The following is a 23,112-nucleotide window of genomic DNA, read 5'->3' as shown; positions in this document are numbered from 1 at the left end:
ATCGTCGCCATGGTAGGCCGTTACCCTACCATCAAGCTAATGGGACGCATAGCCATCCCTTACCGTAACCTTTAATGGAGGTACGATGCCGTACTTCCATACCATGGGGCGTTAATCCAAGTTTCCCTGGGCTATTCCCCGGTAAGGGGCAGGTTCTATACGCGTTGCGCACCCGTGCGCCGGTCGCCATCTTCCAGCAAGCTGGAAATGCTGCCCCTCGACTTGCATGTGTTAGGCCTGCCGCTAGCGTTCATCCTGAGCCAGGATCAAACTCTTCATCGTTGTCTTATAAATAAGATTCCGACCCAAGAGCCCCCGGCCCATGAACCTTTGTTGTTCTTAATGTTCCTTATCGTTGGCCCGCGCAAACGCGCCGACCAAGCTGTCGATCCAATATTTCAATGAACTAACCTTAAATCTCCGCCCGAAAGCGGGTGCAAATATATAACCGTTTTTTAAATAAAAAATATAATTTCAGTAATTTTTGATCTTTTTTTTTAGGCCCATTTTTAATGTATTCTAAACTAGAATATTGCACAAAAAAAAAGTGCCAAAAAAAGGGTATTAAATGTAATGGAAATTAATCTTCTATGCAACTATTTTTTTTGCTTCCGATCCAGGTTCCATTTATTGGTAAGGGAGGCATAATCGTAATCCAGGACCGATTCCTGTCGTTCCAACTTATTCGCCGCAAAAGCCCGCTGCAGAATGTCCTCTATAAGGTAGTCTTCATGGATCTCATCCGGATGAAACTCCTCCTTAATACTTATCTTAAACAACTTTGCCGTGGTATTGTACCAGAAGGCGCGCCAACCGCTTCGCAACTCCTTTACCAAGTTAAATGCCGTCTTCCCGGTTTGCCGGTAAATCAGCTTTACCAAAATCTGCCCTTCGGTACGCGTTAGTTTCTTGAGCTCTTCCGAAAATTCACTTTCAATATACTTCTGCACCTCCTTGGTATACTTTTTCCGCTTGCGCCGCTTCGTTATCTTCGCCAAACTATCGTTCAGCTCCACTAACCGTTCCGAGGCCAATTTTGCATAGGGATATACTTTAATGGTCTTACGCCTCAAAATGTAGTACCGGAGCTTTTCCTTGTAATTGGCAAACTCCAATTTGCCAAAAATATAGACCTCGTCCAAGGGAATGGAACTCTGCACTAGGGAGTCGCCCTCCAGAATAATGTATTTTTCCATTATGGAATCCAAGGGCTTTTCCTTTACTTGCGCACAACCAAAGAAACCCATCAATCCCAAAACAACCACAAATACTTCTTTCCTCATAAGACCGTAAAAGAAAAAGCCATGCCAAAATTAACGATAAACATCTGACGATATTATTAAATAAAAGTGAATATTGCTAAGTTTGCAGCTATAAAACATACGTACATGAGTGCAAAGAAGATCATTACCAAAAAATCGCTTGGTTTTTTTGAGAAGTACCTTAATAATGCTGCCCCTACAGGCTATGAATGGGAAGGGCAAAAAATGTGGATGGATTATGTAAAACCCTATGTGGACACCTTCATTACGGACACCTATGGCACCGCGGTAGGCGTTATAAATCCGGATGCTCCCTACAAGGTGGTCATTGAGGGACATTCTGACGAAATCTCATGGTATGTGAACTATATTACGGATAACGGCCTTCTCTATGTTATCCGAAATGGAGGAAGCGACCACCAAATAGCCCCATCCAAATGGGTGAACATCCACACCAAGGGAGGAATCGTAAAAGGGGTTTTCGGATGGCCCGCCATCCACACCAGGAACAAGGCCAAGGAAGAACCGCCCAAATTGGACAACATTTGTATTGACATCGGGGCCAAGGACAAGGAGGAAGTTGAAAAAATGGGTGTGCACGTGGGCTGTGTCATCACCTATCCGGACGAATTCCACGTGCTGAACAAGGACAAGTTTGTCTGCAGGGCCCTGGATAACCGCGCAGGTGGCTTTATGATAGCCGAAGTGGCCAGATTGCTACATGAAAATAAGAAAGAGTTACCCTTTGGCCTATACATCACCAACTCGGTACAGGAAGAAATAGGATTGCGTGGCGCGGAAATGATTACCCAGACCATAAAACCCAATGTGGCCATAGTAACCGATGTATGCCACGACACCACCACACCGATGATCGATAAGAAAGTACAAGGGCATACGGAGATGGGTGCGGGCCCTGTAATATCCTATGCGCCCGCAGTGCAGAACAAGCTGCGTGAGCGGATTATTGAAACTGCCGAAGCCCGGAAAATCCCCTTTCAGCGTATGGCGGCTTCCCGTTCCACAGGTACGGATACCGACGCCTTTGCATACAGTAATGGTGGGGTTGCCTCTGCCCTGATATCCCTACCCTTGCGCTACATGCACACCACGGTAGAGACCGTACACAAGGACGATGTGGAAAACGTAATCCGTTTGATCTACGAAACCTTGTTGACCATTAAAGCCGGGGAGACGTTCAGTTACTTTGACGAATAACCGTATCGTCTGCCCGGGGCGGCCATCACTCTTTAAAAAAAGAGCAGTGCTTAGTTTCCTTTTTTTCAATCCGATCTATGGATGAACTAATAGACATTCTGAATAGTGACGGTACTCCTACGGGCAAAACGGCCATGAAGTCGGAGGCCCATAGAAAAGGACTGTTTCACCCCACCATCCATGTTTGGTTCTACACACAAGATGGGCGCATATTGTTACAACAGCGGGGGAGGAACAAAAGTACCTTTCCACTTTTATGGGATGTTTCCGTGGCCGGGCATATAGGAGCCGGTGAGGAGATTGCCCTTGCTGCCCTACGGGAGGTGCAGGAAGAAATTGGACTGGCAATTGAAGCAAAAGACCTGGAAAAAATCGGCTTTTTCAAAGCGTTCCATAGCCATAGCGAAACCCTGATCGATCGCGAGTTTCACCACAGTTTTTTATGTGAGCTCAAAGTCCCGCTGGCACAATTAAGGAAACAAGAAAGCGAAGTGGAAGCCTTGCGCTTGATCCCATTGGACCAATTTGCCCGGGAGCATAGCTCGGACCGCTACGTACCCAGCTCTACAGATTACTACACCAAGGTGGTTTCCGAAATACAAAAAAAACTACAGGGTCTCTAAAAAAGCTTGGGGGTTATCCAAGGGGTAAGTCTGCTGCTCCCCATTTACCATGTTCTTCACAACAAAGGAATTGTCGGCAAGTTCCTGTGCTCCAATAGAAATCACGTAGGGAACCTTTCGGTTGTTGGCGTATTTAAACTGCTTTTGCATTTTAGCTGCTATGGGATAAAGATCCGCCTTGATTCCAGTGGAACGTAGCTTACCTACCAGTTTTAAGGCCTCCAAGGCCTCCTGCCCCCCAAAATTGACACAAAGTACATCCAAAGATCGTTGCAGGGCCTTTGGAAAAAGCCCCAACTCTTCCAGCACGAGGTAAATCCGATCTAGACCAAAGGATATGCCCACACCGCTTACCTCCTTCAGGCCAAAGATTCCTGTTAGGTCATCATATCGTCCACCTCCTCCAATAGAGCCCATGGCCACGCCTTTGGGTGGGGCCACCTCAAAAATGGTCCCTGTATAGTAGTTAAGTCCGCGTGCCAGGGTAACATCAATGGCAAGGGTGCTGGAGCGCAATCCAAGTGCCTCCACAGTCTGGAGGATTTCCCTTAATTCCGCTATCCCTTTAGACCCCTCTTCAGAATCCTTCAGGAGGGCGGCCAGGGTATCCAACTGATCTGTATTTGAACCCGAAAGGGAGAACAAGGGCGCTGCCAGCGCAATGGCATTTTCGTGGATGCCTTTGTCCAACATTTCCTTTTTAACCCCTTCTTCCCCAATCTTGTCCAACTTATCCAAGGCTACCGTAAAATCGGTCAACAGATGCTTTGCCCCGATAACTTCGGCTATTCCCGATAATATTTTTCTGTGATTCACTTTAAGTGTTACCCCGTGCAACTGGAGATCCGTGAAAACGGAATCATACAATTGGATCAGTTCCACTTCCTGTAGGAGCGAGTTGGCACCCACCACATCGGCATCGCATTGGTAAAATTCGCGAAAGCGGCCTTTTTGGGGGCGATCTGCCCGCCATACCGGCTGAATTTGGTAACGCTTAAAAGGAAAATCTAGCTCGTTTTGATGCATCACCACATAACGCGCAAAGGGAACGGTTAAATCGTACCGAAGCGCTTTTTCCGAAATCTTGGGGGTCAGGGAACTCGATTTCTTGGAGCTGTAGGTTACATCATCTACCTTGCTGATATAGTCTCCCGAGTTCAATATCTTAAAGATCAAGCGATCGCCCTCTTCCCCGTATTTGCCCATAAGAGTGTCCAAATTTTCAAAGGAAGGGGTCTCTATGGGTTGAAAGCCAAAAAGCTGAAAGTGTTTTTTGACCGTATCAAAAATGTAGTTGCGTTTAATGAGCTCGGCAGGGGAAAAGTCCCTTGTGCCCTTGGGTATGCTTGGTTTTTTTGCCATGTAGTACTGTTCTATTACAAATATAAACACTTTGTAATCGGTATCGCGTTCAAAACCCCTCGACTGCGTTCGGGGAGACCGCTTTATCCGATGATATTGTCAAACCATTGGTACAATTCGCCTTTGGTAATGACCGCACCCTGTTGTATAAGGGTAAACTTATCCAGATTCTTGTCGTCCGTATACGCTTTTGAGGCAGTGAGATATTCCACAAAATCGGACTGGTAATTGTTCTTGAACCATGTAAAGCCTTGCTCTGTTCCCAGGTCAATATCCGGATTCATCACCTTTATGGAAATGAGTTTCATCTCCTTTTCGGTCAAGTGAAACAAATGCATATGCTGGGCGGAAATGTTTTCCAAGAAGGTCACCTTGGTCAATACACCCTCCCATATCAAATCGCTAAAGACGTCCAATTCCTCCTCGGCCACTTGTGGCTTTTCTTTCTTTAGGGTGTTCCACTCCTCTGCCGTAATGGACTGGGTGGCCAAAAAATTAATGAATTCGGCTTGCAATTCCTCCAATTGCTGTTTTGTGAGTCGGGCATATTTCATCCGGCAAAAATAAAAAGCCCCGACGACATTGTCAGGGCTTTTTCACATTTTAATTTCTCCTTTAGTTAAAGATGTAGCGCAATCCAAATTGCATCTGCCATCTGGACACCAGATCCGGATTGTTCACAAACGTACTGGTCTGTGAGGTATCAAAACTGTACACCGGATTTCCTGATCCATCGATCGAAACCCCCAAGGGTTGCGTGGTCAAAGGATCTTGAACCACACCCCAATCGGAATTAATGAGGTTACCGAGATTCAGGACATCAATGCTAAATTGGATGGTATTTTTCTTGTCCCCGGTCATAAAATTGAAATCCTGCAACACCTTAACGTCCCAGCGCCCGGTCCATGGTCTAAGGATATCATTACGGCCAGCATACCCTCCCCTTCTGGAGTTCAGATACTCGTCTTGCTGAATAAAGGCCTCAAATGCTGCGCGTTGCGCAGCGGCATCGCCTGTAAACTGCTGTTGTTGCAATTGATCGGCCGTGGGAACAAAAATAAGGTCGTTGGTAAACGAGCCATCATTGTTGATATCCCCGGAATAGGTATACGAGAAACGTCCTCCCTGGGCATATTCAAAAAATGCCCCTATGGAAGTGGCCCAGGTATCCCCGCCGTAGCTCCAGGACTTGTTCAATTGTCCTATGATCCGATGTTTGTTACCAAATAAACTAGGCGAAGTGGCGGCAGAATTCACATTGCCCAGCACAGGGTTCAGGTCAAAGATATCACTACTGATCTCCGCTCCCAGCGAATTGGCATCCCGGCTTTCCAGAAAGCTATAGGCAAGACTGGCGAAGAAATTGTTATCGAACTGTTTCTGCAGTTTGAAGGACCAGTTAAAGGAATAGCCCACATCCACATTGGAGAATACATAGGCATTGGTGGGCCCACCAAAGATCTGTGCCCGATCTTCGGGCAGGTAAATTGGCCTGCTGTCAACCCCCGGTAAGGTACCGGTAGGCGTCCCTGCCCCAAAATTGAATACCGTGGCCGCGTTCAGGTCTTCCGTATAGATGATATCCGTACTGGCCACAATGCCGTTCTCAAAGCGATAATCGATGCCCAAATTGCTCCGCCATACCTGCGGGAACTGAAAATTGGGATTGGTGGGGGTGTAGAAGAAGAAATCGGTATTGGCTACCTGGTTCCCTACCCATACAAAGGGGAAACGACCAGAGAAAATACCCGATCCCCCACGCACCTGTGCCGACTGATCACCATGGACGTCCCAGTTGAACCCTACCCGGGGCGACCAAAGGATATCATTGTCCGGTAAATCCAAACTGTTTAGGAATACGGGATCCCCATTTTCATCAAAATATTGTATATCCGGGGCATATCCACCACCATCGGCCAACAGACCGCCCTTGCGATCAATATTTTCCTGCACCAAATCCCTGGTATTGAAATACAGTGGCTTATCTGCCCTTAGCCCATAGGTAAGTTTAAAATTGTCCGTGACATTCCATTCGTCCTGAATGTAAAAAGCGAGCTGCCCCACATTGGTCTCGGCCAAGGCCCAGCCTCCTGGCTCCCCTATCTCCAGGGCATTGTTACTGTCAAACACGTTTTGGGCATTGGTCAATGCGTCACCTATTAAGCCATTATCCACGGCATCCAAGAATGCGCCCACATTTGGGAAGTCACCAAAAACACCTACAAAGCCGCGGCTATCGCCGAAGGCGTAAGCACCCAAATTGAAGGAATTGAAGAATTCAAAACGTTCAAAAGAGAAACCAACGGTAAACGTATGGTCTCCGGTAAAAAAGTTGAGATTGTCCGTAATCTGGAAGACCTCCTGCCCCAATCTGTTGTTGATGGAGAACGGTTCGTGGCCCGCCACAATGGCCCGTACCCCGTCTTGTTGAATATTGATGGCCGGTGCAGGAGCGGAAAAGGGATCCCTTGCATCCTCGAACTTGGTATATCCAATTTGAAACTTATTGGTCGCCGTACCGTTGGACAAGTTGGAGTTCAATTCCGCCAAAAAGGAATTGATCCTATTGTTGATCGTATACCCGCTATTGGCAAACTGAAGCGTTATGGCATCAGGTCCCCTTCTTCCTATGGCGAACTCGTTAGCCGTTAGGTCGCGGGAGGCGTCCAAGAAGTTGTATATCAATGCTAATCTATTGTTATCGTCTATGTTCCAATCGAGCTTAAAGATGCCTTTGACCGATTCCGTGTCCAAGGTATATCCTTCAAAGGGTCCAGTTTCATAACCCAAGCCGGCCAAGGCATCGGAAACCAGCTGCAGGTCCGTTGCGGAGACCCTGGAAACATTGTTCCCCGCCTGTCCCCGATTGGCAACGAAGCTAGATCCCAGATCCTCGCGCTGATCTCGCTCAAAATTGGCGAAGAAGAAAAGTTTATTCTTTACGATGGGGCCACCAATGCTGATTCCGTATTGGGTCTGGGTCAGGTCTGGCACAAAAATATCCTCGCCTTCCACCTTGCTACCGGTCAGGTCCTGGTTTCTAAAAAAGCCGTATACGGTGCCCTTTACTTCATTGGTACCGCTTTTGGTAACCGCGTTTACCGCGGCCCCCGTGAAGCCTGCCTGGGTCACGTCATAAGGTGCCAGGGATACCTGAATCTGGTCTATAGCGTCCAGGGAAATGGGTTGCGCGTTGGACTGCCCTCCTGGGGTGGCGGCATCCAAACCAAAGGGATTGTTAAAAATGGATCCGTCCAGGGAAAAGTTATTGTATTGTTCATTACGTCCCCCAAAGGAATTACCATCAGAGGTAGGTTCCAAACGGGTAAAATCCTGTGCTGAACGGGTAATGGTTGGCAGTCGGGTAAGTTCCCTACGACCAATACTGGTCTCGGACCCCGTTCTATCGCTACCAAATGTACCCGCTTGATCCGAAACCACGATAACCTCGTCCAGCGCCTGGCTTTGGGAAGCCAATTTTGCATTCAGGTTAAAGGTCTTACCCAGGGTAAGAAACACATCGTTCCTTACCTGGTCCTGGAACCCTACATAGGAAATGGTAACCTCATACGGTCCACCGACCCTAAGATTCAGCAAATTGAATCTTCCATCTTCATTGGATATAGCGCCATAGCGGGTACCCGTAGGGGTATGTATGGCTACAATGTTGGCACCCAATAAAGGGGCGTCCTGATCATCTACCACGGTACCCCGTATGTTTGAGGTGGTCACCTGGGAATACGCGGAAAATACCGTTAAAACAAGCGCAAGGCTTAAGAGGAGTAGTTTTTTCATAGGAGTTAGCTGTTAATTAAGTTTTAAGTAAATGCTAACTTAAGAAAAAAATAAAGGAGCTATGCATGCATAGCTCCTTAAAAGTTATTAACACGGAAGTACTGGTTACTTCTTTGCCTCCGCAATTACTTCAAAAGGGAGTTCCAATACCACTTCCCTGTGCAAACGAATGGAAGCATTGTAAGGGCCGGTTCTTTTCACAGCCCCCCCTTTTATACTGATATATTTCTTATCGACCTCTTGGCCTGCCTTTTCAAGCGCAGCGGCCAAATCTATGGTCGTAACCGATCCAAACAATTTATCGCCCGTGCCTACTTTTGCCGGAATCTTAATTTCCAGCTGTTTCAAAGCTTCCGCCTGCTTATTGGCCTCGTCAACGATTTTCTTTTCCTTGTGCGCTTTCTGCCTAAGGTTTTCAGCCAATACTTTCTTTGCCGAAGGTGTGGCCAGCATGGCCAGTCCCCGCGGGATCAGATAGTTTCTGCCAAAACCGTTCTTAACGGTGACCAAATCGTCTTTAAAGCCCAAATTCTGTACGTCTTCCTTTAATATAAGTTCCATAATCAAGCTTCTTTTTATTTTAACAAATCACCAACGTAGGGCATTAATGCCAAATGACGCGCCCTTTTCACGGCCGTAGCCACTTTTCGTTGATACTTTAGGGAGGTCCCCGTTAGTCTTCTAGGAAGTAATTTTCCTTGTTCGTTTACCAGTTTCATTAAGAAATCCGGGTCTTTATAATCGATGTACTTAATTCCGGATTTTTTGAAACGGCAGTACTTCTTTTGCTTGTTGGTCTCAATGTTCAAAGGGGTCAAATACCTGATTTCCCCGTCCTTTTTACCTTTTGCCTGTTGTTCTATAGATGACATACTGTTATGCTTTAGCTTTTAATTTGGTTCTTCTTCTCTCTGCCCAAGCAACTGCGTGCTTGTCCAATTTAACGGTAAGAAAACGCATAACACGCTCGTCCCTTCTAAACTCTAGCTCATAACCGGCAATTACCTCACCTGGAGCGGTAAATTCGAACAAATGGTAAAAACCACTTTTTTTGTGCTGGATCGCGTAGGCCAATTTCTTGAGCCCCCAATCCTCTTTGGAGACCATTTTGGCTCCATTTTTAGTTAAAAAATTTTCAAATTTCTTAACTGTTTCCTCTATCTGAGTGTCAGATAGAACGGGATTTAGAATGAAAACAGTTTCGTAATGATTCATATTGATATCTATTTTTAGGAGCGCAAAAGTAATAATTATTCACACTAATCACAAGAAAACGAAAAAATCTTCGTTATAGGTACTATAATCATAAAAATCGAACTTAACCTAAACTTAAACCAATGGTCACGACCAATTACACAAGAAACAATGCAATGTTTACATCTTTTGTTGCAGTTAATCTTGTTTTTTCGGTAATTTGTCGATGATTTAACCCCACAAATCAACCCTTTTATGAAATTACGCAGTATAATTGTAGACGATTCATCCATGCAAAGGATGGCAGTTGCCAAGCTCGTGAACAACCACCCAAATCTTGCTTTAGTAGCTGAATACAGCAATGCTATTGAAGCAAAGAACGGTATCAAAAACAATGAGATAGACCTAATTTTTCTCGATGTTGAAATGCCGATCATAAGCGGCTTTGATCTTTTGGAATCCTTGGAAAATCGTCCGCAGGTGATTTTGATCACAGGAAAACCGGATTACGCCCTCAAAGCATTTGACTACGACGTTACGGATTATTTGCACAAGCCCATTACCATGGCTCGCTTTGATGCATCCGTAAAAAGGGCCGTAGCCAAATATGAACAAATGCACAGGGTGAACGAAGACGAAGAGCATATCTTCGTAAAGAGCAACCTCAAGAAAAGGAAAGTCATCCTAAACGATATTAAGTGGATCGAAGCCTTGGGCGATTACATCAAATTGGTTACCGATGAGGCCAATATTGTGATTCTTTCCACGATGAAATCTTTTGAACAGCAATTGCCAGAGGAGAAATTCCTTAGAATCCACAAATCCTATATCGTGAATCTGGAAAAAGTGGAGAAATTCAACAGTAAGAACGTTGAAGTTAGCGGAAGACAGATTCCTCTGAGCAGAAACAAAAAGACCGAATTGGCAGAAGCCCTTAGCAACGTCTAAGGAAGGAACTAAACGTAGTCTACATTATAGATTACCCGTACTGCTTTATACTGGGAAATAGCATTAAACGACTTTTCGATCCGTTTAATGCTATTTTTTGTTTGCCTAAGCGAGGTCTGTTTGGCCATCTTCACAATGACATTTTTTAAATACTGGTTGCGTATTCTGGCTACCGGTGGATACTCTGGCCCCAGTACTTGGATATTTGAAAGGTTTCTGAGCGATTTGGCAAACCAGAGGGAGGCTTCGTTCAATTTGTTGTAATCCCTATGTTTAAACGTAATTTTAATGATTCTATGTGTTGGAGGGTAATGGTACTGTTCCCTATCGTACAATTGTTCCTTGTACATGCCATCATAGTCATTCGTAGATACCTGCTTTAAAATTTGATGGTAGGGATTATAGGTCTGTATAATGACCTTGCCCCGCTTTTTGGTCCTCCCTGCCCTACCCGCCACCTGGGTCAATAACTGAAAACTTCTTTCATGGGCCCTGAAGTCTGGGAAATTCAGTAGGGCATCGGCGTTCATAATGCCCACCAGCCCCACATGTCTAAAATCGAGCCCCTTGGTCAACATCTGCGTTCCTACCAAAATATCAAGTTCCTGGGCCTCAAAGGCCGAAATGATCTTCTCGTAGCTGTATTTCCCCCTGGTGCTATCCAGGTCCATACGACCTACCTTGACCTCCGGGAATAGGGCATGGAGTTCTTTTTCCACTTGTTCGGTTCCAAACCCCTTGGTATCCAAGGTGGGACTTCCGCAGGCTACACAACTTTGGGGAAAGGCCATATGGTGACCACAGTAATGACAACGCAACTGCTGTCTGTGCTGGTGGTAGGTTAAACTCACATCGCAATTGGGGCATTGGGGGGAGTGGCCACAGGTGGTACATTCCACTATGGGTGCATATCCCCGCCGGTTCTGGAATAGAATAACCTGCTCCCTGTTGTCCAAGGTTTCCGTAATCTCCTCCAACAGGCGTTCCGAAAAATGCCCCTTCATCCTTCTTTTTTTGGTTTGCTCCTTTAGGTCTACCAATTCCATCTCGGGCATGAGCACATCGCCATACCGTCTTTTGATACTGGCATAGCCGTACTTTTCCCTACTTACGTTGTAAAAACTTTCAATACTGGGGGTTGCCGAGCCAAGCAATATTTTGGCCTTATGCAAGTTGCCCAACACAACGGCAGCATCACGGGCATGGTATCTTGGTGCTGGATCATACTGTTTAAAGGAGGCTTCGTGTTCCTCGTCCACGATGATCAGTCCCAAATTTGCAAACGGTAAGAAGAGGGCCGATCGGGCACCTATAACGATCTGGGCCTTGGGTTTGCCCATCAATACATTGTTCCAGACCTCTACCCTTTCCTGTATGCTGTATTTGGAATGGTAGACGGAAACCTTTTCCCCAAAATAGTCTTGTAACCTGGAAATCAGCTGGGTAGTAAGCGCAATTTCCGGTAAAAGGTACAGGGCTTGTTTTCCTGTTGCTATACAAGCTTCCAGGAGCTTGACATAGACCTCCGTCTTTCCCGATGACGTTACCCCGTGTAAGAGTGCGACTTTCTCCTTTTCAAAAGATTGCTTTATCTCATTTAAAGCATTTTCCTGGTATTCATTAAGCCCTTTCGACTGCACCTCCAGCCCATCCCCTTGGTAAACGACCCTATCGGTCCGTCGTAGTTGTTCCTCAAGGATACCTTTGTCGATCAAAGCCTTGATTATGGCGCTCGAGCAACCACTGACCTTCTCCAGTTCGCGTATGGTGATGGGGTTCTTTGTCCCGCCCTGCAGCTGAAACAAAGCCAAAACCACCTGACTCTGTTTAGGTGCGCGTACCAGTTTTTCCAGAAGCTGTTCCAGGGCGGCATCGGTGCGGTAGTCCTTCCCAAGGTTAATATGCCGTACCATTTTGGGCTTATAGCGTTCTTGGAGCTCCTCCTTAAGCAGGATAACGTTTCGCTCCAGTAAGCGGTTAAGAATGGGCAAGACGTTTTTCCGTTCTACGATGTCGCTTATATCCTGCACGCTGAGGGAAGATCGATGTTGCAAAGCCTCAAAAACCAGGAACTCGTCGTCCTTTAATCGGCTTTCGTCCACTTCCGTACGCTCATTTTTTAGGATTACCGTTTCGCTTTCCAGTAAAAAAGCGCTGGGTACCGCACTCCTAAAGACTTCTCCAAGGGTACACATGTAGTAAGACGCGATCCAAGACCAATGCTGCAATTGCACCGGATGCACTATGGGATGTTCATCCAAAATCTGATGGATTTCCTTGGCTTCGTATACCCCAGGGGGCTCCGTATGGATATCGTGTACTAGGCCAGTGTATATTTTAGATTTTCCAAAGGGAACCGCGACCCGCATCCCTACCTGTAAAAATTCCGCTTCTTCTTCAGAAACACTATAGGTAAAAAGCTTTTCTAGGGGGATGGGTAAGACTACATTGACAAAGTATTGCATAGCACCATGACCTTCTAATCTTCAACACGTATCCAGGTTTGCGTACGGTATAAAAATGCGAGGTAGCCCCTGACCTTTAGCTCGTTGGAGTTTTTGGGATTCAGCCAGATCTTACATCTAAAGGTCATGGCCTGTTCCGGGTCAAACAGGGTCTTTCCCTTGTACTGGCCATCCTTATATTTTTTAAGGCCTTCGATTATCCGCATGCCCACGATGGGTTTGTTCCTTTTAGTTCCCTTGCATTTGACGCACTTGGCATTTTCTTTCCCCTCCTCCAGGATTTTCAGGATTTTGCCGTGAATATCCCCATCCTTTTTATACACTTCCACGATGGCCTTGGGTTTGTCCGTGCGGTCGTCTATGGTCATCCATTTTCCAAAAATGCTCTGGCCCTGTGCCATTTGAACAGAGCACCATAACAGAGCTATGAGGAGCAACTTATTCTTTCTTGCCATTATGCCTTATATTTTTTCGTAGGGAGTTCAGGGTAGCATTCAATTCAAAACCGAGCAGCAAGATATTGGAATTTAACCAGATGTACACCATTAAGATCAATAATCCTCCCAGTGCCCCGTAAAGTTCGTTGTATCTGGCAAATTTTTCCACATAAACACCAAACAGATAGGAGGTTAAAAGAAATAGCAGTGTGGTCATCAATGCCCCGGCGGAAAAAAAACGCACCTGTTTTCCCTCGGCGGTACCAAAATAGTACAGGATGGCCGTGGTAAAATAAGATAGTAGGACAAAGAAAAGCACCTTTCCTATTTGTGCACCCACAATATCGTTTTCGGTAAGGTCGTAGCCCCGGGTCTTTGCCGCCCACTCGCTCAAATATTCCAAAATATAAAATTCGAAATACACGTAGGTTACCGCACCGATGATGAGCAAAAAAGAGAGGATCAGGCCAACCATTAGGGCATACACATATTGCCTGAAAAAATTACGGGTAAGATCAATATGATAGGAGTTTTCAAATCCGCCAAAAATGGCGTTGACCCCATTGGTCATTAAAAAAATGGAAAGTACAAAGGTAGAGGACAACAGTCCACCGCGTTTTTGATCCTTGATCTGCTGATAAATTTCCCCGAAATACTCCCCGGTCGCCGTGGGAAGAAAAGATTCCAGAAACAGTAGAAACTGTGCATCGAAATTCTCATTTCCCACGCTGGCATAAGGAATAATAAAGGGAACAAGGGTAATCATAAAAATAAGCAGGGGGAAGAGTGCCATAAACAGGCTAAAGGCAATGGAACTGGCCCGGGTCGACAGCGCACCGGCCACAATACCAAAAAAATACATCTCAATGAGATCGTAGAAGGAAAGTCCCTCGAAGGCCGGGAGTTTAATTTTTTTCAATAGGCGTACGATCCAGTTCACCACTGGAATCTTATCCAATTTTTCCTCTATTTCCTTCGACATTTACACTGCTTTAAGGCTAAGGTCCATATTATATATTGAATGTGTCAGGGCCCCTGAAGAAATGTAGTCCACCCCACACTGGGCATACTTGCGTATGGTTTTTTCGGTGATGCCCCCGGAAGATTCGGTTAGACAGGTGTTTCCAATGCGTTTCACCGCCTCCCTGGTATCCTCATAATTAAAATTATCCAAAAGAATGCGATAGATACCATCGGACCGGAGAATCTCCCCTACCTCGTCCAAATTCCTAGCCTCTACTATAATCTTAAGATCTCTGTTGGTCTTGCGAAGATACGCCTGTGTTTTGCTTATGGCAGCGGTAATACCGCCTGCAAAATCGATATGATTGTCCTTTAGCATGATCATGTCATAGAGCGCAAACCTATGATTTTCTCCCCCACCTATCTTCACCGCCCATTTCTCCAGGGCACGGATTCCAGGGCTTGTCTTTCGGGTATCCAAAATTTTGGCACCGGTACCCTCCAACAAGTCTACAAAATGGGCCGTCTTAGTGGCAATAGCGCTCATGCGCTGCATGGCATTGAGCACAAGGCGTTCGGCCTTTAGAATACTCTGGGAACGCCCTTGCACGTAAAAAGCAACATCACCATGGCCCACTTTTTCCCCATCGTTGATGACGCTTTCCATTTGTAGTTCCCCATCCACATATGAGAAGACCTTTTCCGCAAAATCCACACCCGCAATTATCCCTTCGTCCTTCACCAGGAGTTTTGCCTTTCCGGTAGCGGAAGGCGGAATACAGGCCAGAGAGCTATGATCCCCATCACCCACGTCCTCCCGAATGGCGTTTGTTATAATTATTCGTATCTCTTCATTGAATTGTTCCTCTGTAATCATTCCAACCGATTTGGTGTGTGCTAATTTACTAAAAACAAAGCCCAATAAAGAAATAGGATATATTGAAAGTTTTTAACTTTGGCACATGACCATAAAACTGCTTGCCCTTGGGAAAACGGATAAGGCCGAACTACAACGCCTCATATCGGAATACGAGCAGCGATTGCGGCATTACGTAAAATTTCAGGCCGAGTTCGTTCCGGATCTAAAAAATACCAAAACACTATCGGAGCAGCAACAGAAACAGAAAGAGGGCGAAGCGCTACTGAAAAGAGTAGACCGGGGAGACCTGTTGATTTTATGGGATGAAAGAGGAACTTCCTACACTTCTATCGCGTTTGCGGACTATCTACAGAAGAAAATGAACTCGGGGGTAAAACAACTGATCTTTGCCATTGGGGGGCCTTATGGATTCAGCGAAGCGGTCTACCAACGGGCCAACGGGAAAATAAGCCTGTCGCAGATGACATTGTCCCATCAAATGGTGCGTTTGTTCGTAACCGAACAGATTTACCGTGCCTTTACGATTTTGAGGAACGAACCCTATCACCATCAATAAAGACTTGCCATAGGGAGCTTTAGTACAGCACCCTAAATTTTATGGTATTCTCCACTTTTTTTAAGGCCTTTACGACTTCCTTGTTATATTCCTTGTCCAAATCGGTGATTACATAGCCCACTTCACTATCGGTAGATAGGTACTGTCCTGAAATATTCATCTCGTACTTGGCCAGAACTTCGTTTATTTTTGCCATAATTCCCGGTACGTTTTTGTGGATATGCAGGAAACGATGGGCATTGCTCTGCTTGGGTAAACGGATATTGGGGAAGTTTACGGCATCTACCGTATTCCCGGAATTTATGTAGTCCATGATCTTGTTGGGAACAAAATCGGCAATATTTCGTTGCGCTTCTTCCGTACTGCCTCCCACATGCGGCGTAAGGATTACATTGGACAGGCCTTGCAACTGGGTAATAAAATCTCCATTGCTTCTTGGCTCTTCTGGATAAACATCTACCGCCGCCCCGGAGAGCTTTCCGCTTTTTAAAGCCGAAACCAAGGCCTCAATATCTACCACGAACCCTCTGGATAGGTTGATCAGCATGGCCCCGTCCTTCATTTGCCCGATCTCCCTATTTCCAATGAAATTCTTGTTCGCTTTGTTATCGTCCACGTGCAGGGTTACTACATCCGAAACACTGAGCAAATCCTCAAGGGTAGCACATTTAATGGCATTGCCCAGGGCCAAGCGATCTTCCACATCATAATAGTACACCCGCATACCGATGGCTTCTGCCAGTACCGATAGCTGTTTTCCAATATTGCCATATCCAATGACACCCAAATTTTTTCCCCGGACCTCCCTGGAATTGGTTGCCGTCTTGTTCCACCGACCACTGTGAATCTCAGTGCTCCGCGGAAACACGTGCCTCATAAGCATAATGATCTGACCAATGGCGAGTTCCACCACAGAACGAGTGTTGCTGTAGGGCGCATTGAACACCACTACCCCTTTCTGCTTACAGCTCTCCAAATCTATTTGGGTAGTCCCGATACAAAAAGCACCTACCACCAATAACTTGTTGGCGGCTTCCAAAACCTTTTGGGTCACCTGGGTCTTTGAGCGAATGCCCAGGACATGGACCCCTTTAATTTTTTTTATAAGTTCTTCCTCGGAAAGACTGTGCTGGACGAGCTCTACGGAAAATCCATCTTCGGAGAGGTTATCAAAAGCAGCGGGATGCACATTTTCGAGCAGGAGTATTTTGATCCTGTTCTTGGGGTAGGATATTTTCCTGGGCAAATCGTTCACGAACAAAAACTCGTCCAGATTGGGCGCTACGTGATCCGCGTTGTTCGCCGCTTTTTCCCGATGTACATTTTCGGTATAGGCAAAGAACTTATCGGCTATGCCCGCTTCGCGCATAACATAATCGCTATACCCATCCCCGATGACCTGTACCTCACCGTCCAGATCAAGCCGTTTTAGACATTCGATCTTTCCGTTATGCGAAGCCAGTACGTTCTTCTCATCAAAACCTACGATATTGCCTTCCCCATCAAACTTAAAGGTGTTTGCATATACCCGATCCGAAGGAATGTTGTACTCTTCCACAATGGGATCTATGAATTCCTTGAAACCACAGGAGATTACATAGATATCATCCGAGAAATTCTGGAAGAACTCCTTGTTGTGTTCGATGGATTTTGATATTTTTTGTTTCAGTTCGGTCACCAAACCTTCCAAATCGTTCTTATGGGCTTTCAACAACTTTATTCTCTTTTCCAGAGACTCGGTAAAAGAGATGTCCCCATCTATACCCAGATTCGTGATTTTCTGTATCTCATTGATAATTTCCTCCCTATTGGATCTTCCTTGCAGGGTCATTTCGGCCAAAACATCCAATGCTTCTACCCTGGTTAAGGTACTATCAAAATCGAAAACGTACTTTCTGCCCACGGCTATCATACTTTAAAAAAAATTAAGCCTCAAAAGTAAAGATTAATTCTGTCCGTTTTTTGGTTTTGTCCTTAAAATTGGTTTGCAAGAAGCTTTGGGACCCTTTTGATGCAGATTTGATGCAAATCACATACTAAAATTAAGGATATCGCAATTTGCATTTGATGGGTTCATTCCAGAAAGGAAATAATCCTCCTGGAGAAGGCCTCGGTCTTGTACGTCCCATTGTGATCTCCGGCTACGATCTGAAGCCCGCTTTTTGGAATGGCTCGTTGCAGCTCCCCTGGGTCTCCGTTATCCGTATCCAAGTCTCCCGATATAATTAGCGTTTGTGCCGTAATGGTCCCCAATTCTTCCTTAAGGGTGACCGGTTGGTATTCCTGTTGCAGGTACAATGACCTTAGGTCGGCTCCGATCGATCTGGCGTAATCTACAGCACCCTGGGTCTCCGGGGTCGTTTTTCCATTAAAAGCGGCGGCGAACATCTTTCGTCTTTCCCAATTGGGGTCGCTAAAATCAATGCCCATGCCTCCCAAAACCCCTTTGACAATGCGTTTATCCACAGTCAGAAGTTTCGCCAGTACTATACTGCCCCTGGAATACCCAACGGCCATGTACTGCTTAAGCTTCAGATAATCTGCGAGTGCCTTCATATCATGTACTTCCACGTCCTTGGCATACCCCTTTTTTGTCTGGGGTTTGTCCGATAATCCGTTGCCCCGTAAGTCGGGAACAATGACCCGATAACCGTTTGCAAGCAATTCCTTTTTCAGCACCGTTTTGTCCCAGGAACTTCCGGAATTTATAAAACCATGGATCAGTAAGACAGCGATACCCTTTCCCTCATCGGTGTAGGCTATTTTAACAGAATCCGCGGTGGTAAAGAACGCAGACTGCGCAGTGCATTGCAGCACGGAAAAAAGAGAAAGGAGTAGTGTGATATTTCGCATTGCGAATCCGTTTTATTTAAACACTGGTATAGATAATCCCTGTTAGAATGGCCAGTCCAAAGCTTACCAGCGTACCGATAAGGATATATTCGGTAAGTTTCCGATTATTGGTTTCTTTAAGGTCGTTAAAGCGAAAGACCGATTTGGCCGCTATGAGCAGGCCAATGGCCTCCCATCTGCCCAAGATAATGAACACCAGGACAAAAAGCCGTTCTATGATTCCTATATATTTCCCGGCATTGGGCAAGGATTTGTGGTCCAATTCTATCTGATTGGCAAAGCCCTCCAACAATTTTCCCATGACAATGGCGGCCGGAAAGGTCACAAAAGTGACCGCAGTGACCAAGCCCCAATCCAATTGGGAGATAAGCCATAGGCTATGTTCCGCTAAGTTGCCGTAATATGCGCAAGCGTAAAGGACCAAAAGGTGTAAAAATTGATCTATAAAAAAGGGGATGTTCTTGTTCTTAAAATAAGGATTGGCATATAGTTTTCCCAAATCGATAAGGTAATGGGAAAGGGTGATAATGCCTACCAATTTCCAATAGGCAAGGTCCCAGAGCAAGACCATGGTCACAAGGAAATGTAGCAGAACATGGAGGTACAGATACTTGGAAGTCACTTTGTTCGCTTCCTTGTGAACCACCCAGCGGGCAGGTTGCAGTAAAAAGTCGCCTATAAGATGGGCCAATAGAAGTTTGATGAAAAATATCATGTGTGCTGTTGTTTTAAGGTTTGGGTATAATAATCCAATAGCTCAAGGACCAGATCCAATCGCGCTCTTTTTTGACGTTGACTTACAGCCGATTGTTGAATGTTAAGCTGCTTCGAGACCTGCTGTTGCGAGGCCTCTGGCATTTCCAAGGACAGGGCTACGATTTCTGCCGATACTTGCGACCAATCATCCATAAAATTGAGGGCCAGTTTTAATAGCAGGTTCATGGTTTTATCGTAGACTTCGTTCTCCGTGGCAATGGCCAGATTCAGCTTTTGTTTTTTTAGGGCTTCAAAGGTGCGGCCAGATCGCTGGTGGGCGGTTCCATTGGATTCGCTCACCCGTTCTCCGGTAAAGGTCTCGGTGCCGATACCTATACCCATGCGTACGTCCAACCCTTTGACGGATTTAATGAGGGCCTTGATGTGTACAGCGGTCTGTAGTGCCTGTGCCGGTGGTAACCTTAGCTGAAATTCGTCACCCCGGTAAATTTCCCAATCGGTCGGATGTTTCCCAATTTGGGACAAATGGGCCTTAAGATCTTTAATCCATTTAGAACCCTTGTAATGTTCTGAATTGATGATGTCACCCGTGATTATTGCCGTCATATTATTAGTTAAAATGCTAATATATAAAAATATAAGCAAAAAAGCTAATATTTAAATAAATTAGTTAAAAAGCTTATATTTTCATATATCAGTGTATCTGCTAATACGTTGATTCAAAAATTAAAACCAACGCCTTACCTGCGTACAATAGTGTTGGTATTCCTTTCCAAAACGTTGGGAAAGTGCCTTTTCTTCCGGCTTGATCTGAAAGTTGTTCATATACGAAACAAAGCCTGCGGCAATCAACGTATTAAAAGCATTTCCCAACCAAAGTCCCCAAGCCAGTAAAAGCAACAAGAGGGCCAGGTACATCGGGTTCCTGGAATAGGCATAGATACCCTTGGTGACCAAAGAGGTGGCTTTGGACGGCCTCATGGGATCCACAGTGGTCCGCCTCCTAAAAAACTGTACCATGGCCACCACCACAATCGCCACGGCCACAAATGTCAACATCTTTATCAAATATTGGCGCCCAAAAAATTCAAATTGGCCCACGGGGAAGAACTCCTTTAAGAGGTACATCAGCAATCCAAAAAAAAGAAAGATAAACGCCGGTGGAATTTTTAGTTTCATAGCTTAAATCAAGGCGCCATAAATTTACTATTTTTAAACGGGTAACACACACCGCCCAAATAAGATCTATTCCATGGAACTCGTTTTTGCCACGCACAACCAAAATAAATTCAGGGAAGTAAAAGGTTTATTGCCCGGACATATTTCACTCTTATCATTAAAGGATATTGGATGTTCCCACGAAATTCCCGAGACCGAGGACACCTTGGAAGGGAATGCCCTGCTAAAAGCAAAACATGTAAGCGATCATCACGGATATCCCTGTTTTGCAGACGATACCGGACTATTGGTAGATGCCTTGAACGGTGCCCCGGGGGTACATTCCGCCCGCTATGCCGGCGCACAAAAAAGCGCTGAGGACAATATGGACAAACTGCTAAAAGCCCTTAAGGGCAAGCATAGAACTGCCCAATTTAAAACAGTGATCGCCCTGAAGAAAGGAACTGAAAACCAACTGTTCACAGGAATCGTAAAGGGACAGATTACCCCGGAAAAACACGGTAGAAGGGGCTTTGGTTACGACCCCATCTTTAGACCGGAAGGTTATGACAAGACCTTTGCCGAGCTGCCTTTGGCGGAAAAAAACCGAATCAGCCATAGGGGGCGGGCCATACAGCACCTCATCACCTATTTAAAAACGCAGGGCTAGTCAACTGAAGGTCAACGGCCAAGTATTTCATTTCCATAGCATCCATGTGGATTATTAGCATTACCTTTGCCGCTTAATTAACGCCGCTGGTATAGCATGTGTTGCGCTGGGCATAATAAGGTTAAGCGATAATCGCTCTATGCAACATACAATATTTGCGATTTAGTAAAACCTATTATGACAAAATTTGAAGCATTGGGGCTAGAACAGTCCCTATTGGATGCTGTTACCGATCTTGGATTTGAAAATCCTTCGGAAGTACAGGAAAAAGCAATCCCTATTTTACTGGAAAATGAAACCGACCTGGTAGCGCTTGCGCAGACAGGTACCGGAAAAACAGCCGCCTTTGGCTTCCCATTGATCCAAAAAATAGATAGCAGTAGCAGAACCACACAAGGACTTATCCTTTCACCCACCCGGGAGCTCTGCTTACAGATTACCAACGAACTAAAGTTGTATTCAAAATACATCAAGGGACTGAACACCGTTGCCATTTATGGCGGGGCCAGCATCAGTGAGCAGGCCAAACAGATAAAACGGGGGGCACAGATCGTTGTGGCCACACCAGGTCGTATGAAGGATATGATAGGCCGTGGTATCGTGGACATTTCCAAAATCGATTATTGCATATTGGACGAGGCCGATGAAATGTTGAACATGGGCTTCTATGAGGACATTAAGGACATTCTTTCCAATACACCGGACGAAAAATTTACCTGGTTGTTTTCGGCCACCATGCCCAAAGAAGTGGCCACCATTGCCAAAAAGTTTATGCACCATCCTAAGGAAATAACGGTAGGTGATAAAAATGCGGGCGCCACTACGGTACAACATGAGTACTATGTTGTGGGCGGACGCGATCGCTATCCGACCCTAAAAAGACTGGCGGATACCAATCCCGATATCTTTTCGGTCGTGTTTTGCCGGACCAAGCGGGATACCCAAAAGGTAGCTGAAAAGCTTATCGAAGATGGTTACAACGCCGGTGCCCTACATGGGGACCTGAGCCAAAACCAACGCGATTTGGTCATGAATGCCTTTCGCAAAAAACAGATTCAAATGCTTGTGGCCACGGACGTAGCCGCAAGAGGTATTGATGTAGATGACATTACGCATGTGATCAATTACCAATTACCAGATGAAATAGAAACCTACACCCACCGTAGCGGGCGTACGGGAAGAGCTGGTAAATCTGGTATTTCCATGGTCATCGTCACCCGAAGTGAACTTCGAAAGATTAAGTCCATAGAAGGCAAAATCAAACAAAAATTCATTGCCAAAAAAATCCCGACAGGGATGGAAATCTGCGAAATACAATTGTACCATTTGGCCAGTAAAATAAGGGACACTCAAATTAATGAAGAGGTTGCCAATTATTTACCTGCCATAAACGATGTATTACAGGGCATTGACCGCGATGAGCTCATCAAAAAAATTATTTCCGTAGAGTTTAGCCGTTTCTATAATTACTACAACAAGGCGAAAGACCTGAATACCGTGGATACTGACGGACATGGTGAGCGAAAACGAAGTAAGGGCGAACGTGGGGAAGCTTCCTCCAACGGTTCCGTGCGCTATTTCATCAATGTAGGTGAAAAGGATGATTACGATTGGATGTCGCTGAAGGATTTCCTAAAGGACACCTTGAGCCTTGGAAGGGATGATGTATATCGGGTAGATGTTAAGGACAGTTTCTCCTTCTTCAATACAGATGCCGAGCATACGGAGCTTATTTTACAGACCTTTTCCGATTTTAAGGTAGATGGTAGGTTCGTAAATGTGGAAGTCTCCAAAAACCCTGGGGGTAGTGGCAGAAGTGGAAGAGATCGAAGCAGGGGCGGTGGCAAGGACCGCGACAGAAGCAGGGGCAAGAGAAGAGACAGAAAATCATCTCATGGAAAGTCGAGTCACTCCGGTAAAAGGAGGAGCAAAAAAAGAGACGGATTCTTTTAGTTAATTGTATATTAAAAAAACACGCCATGGCGTGTTTTTTTATTTTGTTTAGTACTTT

General features: G+C 45.5%; 22 protein-coding genes and 1 rRNA gene. 6 read left to right on the top strand and 17 right to left on the bottom strand.

Annotation, left to right across the window (positions count from 1 at the left end):
- A 16S ribosomal RNA gene (locus ACRD67_RS15070) occupies window positions 1–282 on the bottom strand; the annotation flags it as partial.
- A 314-nt stretch (window positions 283–596) separates the two neighbouring features.
- Window positions 597–1,283 (bottom strand): DUF4294 domain-containing protein, encoded by a 687-nt coding sequence (locus ACRD67_RS15065; RefSeq protein ID WP_430968037.1) that lies wholly within the window; start codon window positions 1,281–1,283, stop codon window positions 597–599.
- 105 nt (window positions 1,284–1,388) lie between these two features.
- Between ACRD67_RS15065 and ACRD67_RS15060 the strand changes: the two genes are divergently transcribed.
- A complete protein-coding gene (locus ACRD67_RS15060) occupies window positions 1,389–2,480 on the top strand; it encodes a M42 family metallopeptidase (RefSeq protein WP_430968036.1) in 1,092 nt (363 codons plus the stop codon).
- 77 nt (window positions 2,481–2,557) lie between these two features.
- Window positions 2,558–3,103, top strand: coding sequence for an NUDIX hydrolase (locus ACRD67_RS15055; RefSeq protein ID WP_430968035.1), 546 nt, complete (start codon window positions 2,558–2,560; stop codon window positions 3,101–3,103).
- Here the strand turns inward: ACRD67_RS15055 and hisS are convergent.
- The 6 genes from hisS to rpsF all read right to left on the bottom strand — a co-directional run bounded on the left by hisS (window position 3,089) and on the right by rpsF (window position 9,475).
- On the bottom strand, window positions 3,089–4,465 hold the full coding sequence (gene hisS / locus ACRD67_RS15050) for a histidine--tRNA ligase (protein ID WP_430968034.1): 1,377 nt from the start codon (window positions 4,463–4,465) through the stop codon (window positions 3,089–3,091). The genes ACRD67_RS15055 and hisS overlap by 15 nt on opposite strands.
- 83 nt (window positions 4,466–4,548) lie before the next feature.
- Window positions 4,549–5,019: a DUF6495 family protein gene (locus ACRD67_RS15045; protein ID WP_430968033.1), complete on the bottom strand. Its 471-nt coding sequence runs from the start codon at window positions 5,017–5,019 to the stop codon at window positions 4,549–4,551.
- A gap of 61 nt (window positions 5,020–5,080) precedes the next feature.
- On the bottom strand, window positions 5,081–8,260 hold the full coding sequence (locus ACRD67_RS15040) for a TonB-dependent receptor (protein WP_430968032.1): 3,180 nt from the start codon (window positions 8,258–8,260) through the stop codon (window positions 5,081–5,083).
- A gap of 105 nt (window positions 8,261–8,365) precedes the next feature.
- Window positions 8,366–8,821 carry a 50S ribosomal protein L9 gene (gene rplI / locus ACRD67_RS15035; protein ID WP_430968031.1) on the bottom strand — a complete coding sequence of 152 codons (456 nt, stop codon included), beginning with the start codon at window positions 8,819–8,821 and terminating at the stop codon, window positions 8,366–8,368.
- A 14-nt stretch (window positions 8,822–8,835) separates the two neighbouring features.
- Window positions 8,836–9,132 carry a 30S ribosomal protein S18 gene (rpsR, locus tag ACRD67_RS15030; RefSeq protein ID WP_430968030.1) on the bottom strand — a complete coding sequence of 99 codons (297 nt, stop codon included), beginning with the start codon at window positions 9,130–9,132 and terminating at the stop codon, window positions 8,836–8,838.
- Window positions 9,133–9,136: 4 nt separating this feature from the next.
- Window positions 9,137–9,475 carry a 30S ribosomal protein S6 gene (rpsF, locus tag ACRD67_RS15025; RefSeq protein WP_430968029.1) on the bottom strand — a complete coding sequence of 113 codons (339 nt, stop codon included), beginning with the start codon at window positions 9,473–9,475 and terminating at the stop codon, window positions 9,137–9,139.
- A gap of 234 nt (window positions 9,476–9,709) precedes the next feature.
- Here rpsF and ACRD67_RS15020 point away from each other — a divergent pair, with 234 nt between their 5' ends.
- Entirely contained in the window at window positions 9,710–10,402 is a 693-nt protein-coding gene (locus tag ACRD67_RS15020; protein ID WP_430968028.1) for a LytR/AlgR family response regulator transcription factor, read from the top strand.
- 8 nt (window positions 10,403–10,410) lie between these two features.
- Here the strand turns inward: ACRD67_RS15020 and priA are convergent, their stop codons facing one another.
- From priA to nadC, 4 genes are read right to left on the bottom strand one after another with little or no spacing between them, the layout of a single operon-like run.
- Window positions 10,411–12,867 (bottom strand): replication restart helicase PriA, encoded by a 2,457-nt coding sequence (priA, locus tag ACRD67_RS15015; protein WP_430968027.1) that lies wholly within the window; start codon window positions 12,865–12,867, stop codon window positions 10,411–10,413.
- Between the two features lie 14 nt (window positions 12,868–12,881).
- Window positions 12,882–13,322, bottom strand: coding sequence for a DUF2147 domain-containing protein (locus ACRD67_RS15010; protein WP_430968026.1), 441 nt, complete (start codon window positions 13,320–13,322; stop codon window positions 12,882–12,884).
- Window positions 13,306–14,286 carry a YihY/virulence factor BrkB family protein gene (locus tag ACRD67_RS15005; RefSeq protein WP_430968025.1) on the bottom strand — a complete coding sequence of 327 codons (981 nt, stop codon included), beginning with the start codon at window positions 14,284–14,286 and terminating at the stop codon, window positions 13,306–13,308. Before ACRD67_RS15005 ends, ACRD67_RS15010 begins: the two co-directional genes overlap by 17 nt.
- Window positions 14,287–15,144, bottom strand: a complete 858-nt coding sequence (gene nadC, locus ACRD67_RS15000; protein ID WP_430968024.1) for a carboxylating nicotinate-nucleotide diphosphorylase — start codon at window positions 15,142–15,144, stop codon at window positions 14,287–14,289.
- Window positions 15,145–15,229: 85 nt separating this feature from the next.
- Here nadC and rlmH point away from each other — a divergent pair, with 85 nt between their 5' ends.
- Window positions 15,230–15,703, top strand: a complete 474-nt coding sequence (gene rlmH / locus ACRD67_RS14995; protein ID WP_430968023.1) for a 23S rRNA (pseudouridine(1915)-N(3))-methyltransferase RlmH — start codon at window positions 15,230–15,232, stop codon at window positions 15,701–15,703.
- 19 nt (window positions 15,704–15,722) lie between these two features.
- Here the strand turns inward: rlmH and serA are convergent, their stop codons facing one another.
- From serA to ACRD67_RS14970, 5 genes are all read right to left on the bottom strand, one after another.
- On the bottom strand, window positions 15,723–17,615 hold the full coding sequence (gene serA, locus ACRD67_RS14990; RefSeq protein WP_430968022.1) for a phosphoglycerate dehydrogenase: 1,893 nt from the start codon (window positions 17,613–17,615) through the stop codon (window positions 15,723–15,725).
- A 161-nt stretch (window positions 17,616–17,776) separates the two neighbouring features.
- Window positions 17,777–18,556 (bottom strand): alpha/beta fold hydrolase, encoded by a 780-nt coding sequence (locus ACRD67_RS14985; RefSeq protein WP_430968021.1) that lies wholly within the window; start codon window positions 18,554–18,556, stop codon window positions 17,777–17,779.
- A 16-nt stretch (window positions 18,557–18,572) separates the two neighbouring features.
- A complete protein-coding gene (locus ACRD67_RS14980; protein ID WP_430968020.1) occupies window positions 18,573–19,271 on the bottom strand; it encodes a DUF3307 domain-containing protein in 699 nt (232 codons plus the stop codon).
- On the bottom strand, window positions 19,268–19,879 hold the full coding sequence (locus ACRD67_RS14975) for a SatD family protein (protein WP_430968019.1): 612 nt from the start codon (window positions 19,877–19,879) through the stop codon (window positions 19,268–19,270). Before ACRD67_RS14975 ends, ACRD67_RS14980 begins: the two co-directional genes overlap by 4 nt.
- A gap of 120 nt (window positions 19,880–19,999) precedes the next feature.
- Window positions 20,000–20,452: a methyltransferase family protein gene (locus ACRD67_RS14970; protein ID WP_430968018.1), complete on the bottom strand. Its 453-nt coding sequence runs from the start codon at window positions 20,450–20,452 to the stop codon at window positions 20,000–20,002.
- Window positions 20,453–20,525: 73 nt separating this feature from the next.
- Between ACRD67_RS14970 and ACRD67_RS14965 the strand changes: the two genes are divergently transcribed.
- Both ACRD67_RS14965 and ACRD67_RS14960 read left to right on the top strand, forming a co-directional pair.
- On the top strand, window positions 20,526–21,101 hold the full coding sequence (locus ACRD67_RS14965; protein ID WP_430968017.1) for a non-canonical purine NTP diphosphatase: 576 nt from the start codon (window positions 20,526–20,528) through the stop codon (window positions 21,099–21,101).
- A gap of 177 nt (window positions 21,102–21,278) precedes the next feature.
- On the top strand, window positions 21,279–23,054 hold the full coding sequence (locus tag ACRD67_RS14960; protein WP_430968016.1) for a DEAD/DEAH box helicase: 1,776 nt from the start codon (window positions 21,279–21,281) through the stop codon (window positions 23,052–23,054).
- The last annotated feature ends 58 nt before the right edge of the window (window positions 23,055–23,112 follow it).

Origin of the sequence: Eudoraea algarum (genome assembly GCF_050589645.1) — a bacterium.
GTDB lineage: Bacteria > Bacteroidota > Bacteroidia > Flavobacteriales > Flavobacteriaceae > JBNGOQ01.
Note: the sequence above shows the minus strand (reverse complement) of the source record. Positions and strands in the feature narration are given on the sequence as shown.